The organism is uncultured Campylobacter sp., from assembly GCF_937949835.1.
Taxonomy (GTDB): domain Bacteria; phylum Campylobacterota; class Campylobacteria; order Campylobacterales; family Campylobacteraceae; genus Campylobacter_B.
This window is the reverse complement of the sequence record NZ_CALEDC010000355.1, coordinates 1-3,901: the sequence shown is the minus strand read 5'-3', so window position 1 is coordinate 3,901 and position 3,901 is coordinate 1. Positions and strand designations below refer to the sequence as shown.

Annotated in this window: 7 protein-coding genes and 1 pseudogene; 4 read left to right on the top strand and 4 right to left on the bottom strand. The window is 47.3% G+C overall.

The features are described from left to right. Positions 1-179: 179 nt before the first annotated feature. Genes Q0256_RS08175 through ribA form a run of 4 tightly spaced genes read right to left on the bottom strand, consistent with a single transcriptional unit; the run spans position 180 to position 2,060 of the window. Positions 180-722, bottom strand: coding sequence for a hypothetical protein (locus tag Q0256_RS08175; protein WP_297962090.1), 543 nt, complete (start codon positions 720-722; stop codon positions 180-182). Continuing rightward, the gene (locus Q0256_RS08170; RefSeq protein WP_297962088.1) at positions 719-925 is read right to left on the bottom strand and encodes a hypothetical protein; all 207 of its coding nucleotides are present in this window, start codon (positions 923-925) and stop codon (positions 719-721) included. The genes Q0256_RS08175 and Q0256_RS08170 overlap by 4 nt, the downstream gene beginning before the upstream one ends. Further along, complete coding sequence (gene rsmG, locus Q0256_RS08165; RefSeq protein WP_297962086.1) at positions 925-1,503, bottom strand: 16S rRNA (guanine(527)-N(7))-methyltransferase RsmG; 579 nt, start codon at positions 1,501-1,503, stop codon at positions 925-927. Before rsmG ends, Q0256_RS08170 begins: the two co-directional genes overlap by 1 nt. After that, positions 1,500-2,060, bottom strand: coding sequence for a GTP cyclohydrolase II (ribA, locus tag Q0256_RS08160; RefSeq protein WP_297962083.1), 561 nt, complete (start codon positions 2,058-2,060; stop codon positions 1,500-1,502). The genes rsmG and ribA overlap by 4 nt, the downstream gene beginning before the upstream one ends. Before the next feature lie 63 nt (positions 2,061-2,123). Here ribA and hemB point away from each other — a divergent pair, with 63 nt between their 5' ends. From hemB to Q0256_RS08140, 4 genes and pseudogenes are all read left to right on the top strand, one after another. Next, positions 2,124-3,098, top strand: a complete 975-nt coding sequence (hemB, locus tag Q0256_RS08155) for a porphobilinogen synthase (RefSeq protein WP_297962081.1) — start codon at positions 2,124-2,126, stop codon at positions 3,096-3,098. 2 nt (positions 3,099-3,100) lie between these two features. After that, on the top strand, positions 3,101-3,316 hold the full coding sequence (locus Q0256_RS08150) for a hypothetical protein (RefSeq protein WP_297962079.1): 216 nt from the start codon (positions 3,101-3,103) through the stop codon (positions 3,314-3,316). Positions 3,317-3,325: 9 nt separating this feature from the next. After that, the gene (locus tag Q0256_RS08145; protein WP_297962078.1) at positions 3,326-3,718 is read left to right on the top strand and encodes a type II toxin-antitoxin system death-on-curing family toxin; all 393 of its coding nucleotides are present in this window, start codon (positions 3,326-3,328) and stop codon (positions 3,716-3,718) included. Beyond that, positions 3,715-3,901: pseudogene (locus Q0256_RS08140) on the top strand (ornithine carbamoyltransferase); the annotation flags it as partial. The gene Q0256_RS08145 and the pseudogene Q0256_RS08140, both read left to right, overlap by 4 nt.

Below are 3,901 nucleotides of genomic sequence, written 5' to 3'. Positions count from 1 at the left end.
CGCGTGAAATTCCTCGCGGAATTCTAATTTGCGAAAGAGGGCAAATTCCGATCCGCGTAAGCGGGCGAAATCTCGCGTAAAATTCTAAGCCGCGAGGCTAGGCAAAATTTCGCGCGGAATTTTAATTTGCGTGAGTCATAAAAATTTTACGCCTGCGAACAAATTTGCTTAGGATTTTGCTATTTTTTCCAAATATCGTCGTTTTTACCAGCTGCGGGCGCGCTTAGCTTTTTATCCAGAGCCGAAATTTTATTCGCGAGCTTTTGCGCGCCGCCGAAAATTTCATCTTTTTTCGGAAGCCCGAAGTGAAATTTCGAACCTACGCTGTCTCCGATGCTTGCAAGTAGCGATTTGGGCGCGTTTGCGATCGCATCTTTAAAGATCGCCGCATCGATTCCGAGCTCGGCTAAGTTTTTTAACGCCCGCGCAGAGCCGATAAACATCGCGATCTTGGCGTCAAAAAGATAATCGTTTGCTAGCTTTTGCGCGGCCGCGGCTGATTTTTTATCCACGATGATGAAGCGCGCGCCTGCGCCGTTTGCGAGTAAAATTTCATTTATATCGTTCGTAATAACGCTAAATTTTTTCTGCGCCTTTTGCGCCGCGGCGATGAGCCTGTCGTTAAATTTAAAGAGCAGATTGTCGTATTTGAAAACTTCGTCGCCGTTTTTGATGAGATACAGCGGCTCGTATGGCACGAGCGCGTGGCCTAGGATGATCATTTGCCGCCCCTTAGTTTGGCTTCGCAGGATTTGCAAAGGCGCTTTTTGTCGCGCAGAGCAAGCTCGTCGTTGCTAAAGTACGTCCCGCACTCGTCGCACGCCAAAAGTTCGGTCGTATCGTCCTTTTTCTTTATGCGAAATCTAGGCACTATCAAAAAATATATGAGCGCCGCGATAACGGCGACGGCTAGAATTTTTCCCATTATTTTACCCCTTTGATCACTAAAAAATTTCTATTTTTCAAAGCGTTTTCGCCACTAAAAATTTCGCAGTGCGCGCTCGTAAATTCCTTGCGGAATTCTGCCGCTTCCGCCTCTGCGCCCGAGCCTTTGTAGAGTAAAAACGTCGTGTTTTCATCATAAAAGCCACGGCAAATTTCAATTAAATTCCGCGCGCTCATCAAAGCTCGGGAGCTTATCAGATCGGCGCGCAGCTTTGCGCCGTCTTGCACGCGTTCGGCGTGGATTTTTACGTTAGCTAGCGCAAGACTAACCTTCGCGTAGGTTAGAAACGCCGCTTTTTTAAGGTTTGGTTCAAACAGATGCCACTCGCACAGCGGCAGCGCGAGCGCCAAAAATAGCCCGGGAAAGCCCGCTCCCGAGCCGATGTCGCACGCAATGCGCGGATAGCGCGGTATGAAATTCGCTCCGCTTAGGCTGTCGTGTACCACCGTGTCCAAATCCTCGTAATTCGTGAGGCTATGGACGCGGTTAAATTTTTGCAGACAGGCTTTAAATTTAGCGACCTGCTCGCCAAAGCTCTCGCCCGCCGTAAGCTTCACAGCAGATGCCCCATCTGCTCTTTTTTGACGCGCAGATAGTTTTCGTTAAATTTATTGGGCGTGATGATTATCGGCACGCGCGCGACCACTTCGACTTTTAGATCGTGCAGCTTTTGCGGGTTGTTCGTAAGTAGATTTATGCGCGAAATTCCAAAATGAGCGAGTATGAAATCCACGATCTCGTAGGTGCGCTCATCCGCTTTGAAACCTAGCTGATGGTTTGCTTCAATCGTATCGAGGCCCTGATCTTGCAGCGCGTAGGCGTTGATTTTATTGAAAAGCCCGATATTGCGCCCCTCTTGACGCAGATAGATCACCATGCCGCCGTGCTCTTCGATATATTTTAGGCTCGCTTCGAGCTGGTCGCGGCAGTCGCACTTTAGGCTGCCGATCGCATCGCCGGTAAGGCACTCCGAGTGGATCCGCACGTTTACGACGCCCTCCAAAGGTTGCTTAAATATCACTAGGTGCTCTTTCTCGCCTTGCTTAAACGACTGAACGCGGAAGCTTCCGAAGCGGGAGGGGAGATTTGCGACCTCTGAAATTTTTATATCCATGCTTAAATTTACTCCGATTGTGATATTATAAATCTTACAATTCTAGCTAAAAAAGGAAAAATAATGTTTAAACGATTTAGGAGACTACGAATAAACCCCGCGCTTAGGGATCTGGTGCGACAAACCGATCTGCAAACCCGCTCGCTGATCTATCCGCTTTTTGTGGTGGAAGGAAGCGGCATCAAAAAGGAGATCGCCTCGATGCCCGGCGTATTTCAGATGAGCATCGATGAAATTTTAAAAGAGTGCGAGACCCTTTTGGCGCTTGGGTTGGATAAAATTTTACTTTTCGGAATTCCTTCGCTAAAGGACAGCATCGGCTCGGACGCGCTAAGCGAGGACGGCATCATCGCGACTTCGCTGCGCGCGATAAAGGCTAAATTTCCAAATTTACTCGTCATCACCGATCTGTGCTTTTGCGAATACACCGACCACGGACACTGCGGCATCATCGATCATGTGCATCAGACGGTGGATAACGATGCGACGCTTGAAATTTCGGCGCAACAGGCGCTCATCCACGCCAAAGCGGGCGCGGATATGATTGCGCCCAGCGGCATGATGGACGGCATTATCGCTACTTTGCGAGAGGCGCTTGATCACGGCGGATTTGAAAATTTACCGATTATGGCGTATTCGACGAAGTTTGCCAGCGGCTACTACGGGCCGTTTCGCGACGTGGCGGAGAGCGCGCCGAGCTTCGGCGATCGCAGCAGCTACCAGATGGACCCCGCAAATAGATTTGAGGCGATCAACGAAAGCCTGCAAGACGAGGCGCAGGGAGCGGATATTTTGATGATAAAGCCCGCACTTGCGTATCTGGATCTAATCAGAGACCTGCGGGAGCGCACGCTGCTGCCGATCTGTGCGTATAACGTAAGCGGCGAATACTCGCTTTTGCAGGCGGGTAAAAAAGCGGGTGTGATCGATTATGAGCGCGTGATGATGGAGACGATGATAGGCATAAGGCGCGCCGGCGCGGATATGATCATCACCTATCACGCCAAAGAGATCGCGGAAATTTTAAACAGGGGCTAGCGATGAATAAAATAGCACTAGAGATTAAAAGTAACGAAATGCAAGCCGTCTTAGAAGCCGTGATGAAGCTGGCAAAAAAGATGAAATTTGAAGCTAAAATTTTACCCGTAAACGGGGATGAGTGCATAGAGAATTTCGACGAGCTTTCGAGCGCCGTTATTGCGAAACTGGATAAACCTAGCAATAGGGCTGTTTTTGAGCGATTAAAGGATAAATGAAAAAGACAAATGAAATATCTAACGCTGCATCAGGCTATTTTTATCCACGATAAAATGCTAGAAAAAATAGGCGGAAGTAAAGGCTATAATAAAACCCAGATAAGCTATTTATCTTCTGCCCTGGAAAATATAAAAAACGATCTGTATTATCCTACTATGGCGGATAAACTCGCGCATTTGACGCATTCGTGTATAAAATTTCATCCTTTCACCGATGGGAATAAAAGGACGGCGATTCTGCTAGCCGATATGTTTTTATCGGCGAATTCTATAGTTTTGGACGACGAGGAATTTTACGCGGCGATGGAAGACGTAGTCGTAAAGGTGGCTACGGGCGATATGACGAAAGGTGATTTAAAAGAATTTTTTAGTAAATTTATAAAAGATAAAGGAGTGATATGAGGCACTTTCTTACGTTAAACGATTTTAGCAAAGACGAGATAATCGAAATTTTAAATTTAGCCTTTGAGATTAAAAAAGAGGCCAAGGCGCGAAATTTCAAGCCATATTTAAAAGATCAAAAATTAGCGATGATATTTGAAAAAAGCTCGACCAGGACGCGTGTGAGCTTCGATGTGGGGATGA

What these genes read in the sequence shown, in the direction of transcription:
- Q0256_RS08175 (WP_297962090.1), bottom strand. Translation starts at nt 722, where the DNA reads ATGATCATCCTAGGCCACGCGCTCGTGCCATACGAGCCGCTGTATCTC.
- Q0256_RS08170 (WP_297962088.1), bottom strand. Translation starts at nt 925, where the DNA reads ATGGGAAAAATTCTAGCCGTCGCCGTTATCGCGGCGCTCATATATTTT.
- ribA (WP_297962083.1), bottom strand. Translation starts at nt 2,060, where the DNA reads ATGGATATAAAAATTTCAGAGGTCGCAAATCTCCCCTCCCGCTTCGGA.
- hemB (WP_297962081.1), top strand. Translation starts at nt 2,124, where the DNA reads ATGTTTAAACGATTTAGGAGACTACGAATAAACCCCGCGCTTAGGGAT.
- Q0256_RS08150 (WP_297962079.1), top strand. Translation starts at nt 3,101, where the DNA reads ATGAATAAAATAGCACTAGAGATTAAAAGTAACGAAATGCAAGCCGTC.
- Q0256_RS08145 (WP_297962078.1), top strand. Translation starts at nt 3,326, where the DNA reads ATGAAATATCTAACGCTGCATCAGGCTATTTTTATCCACGATAAAATG.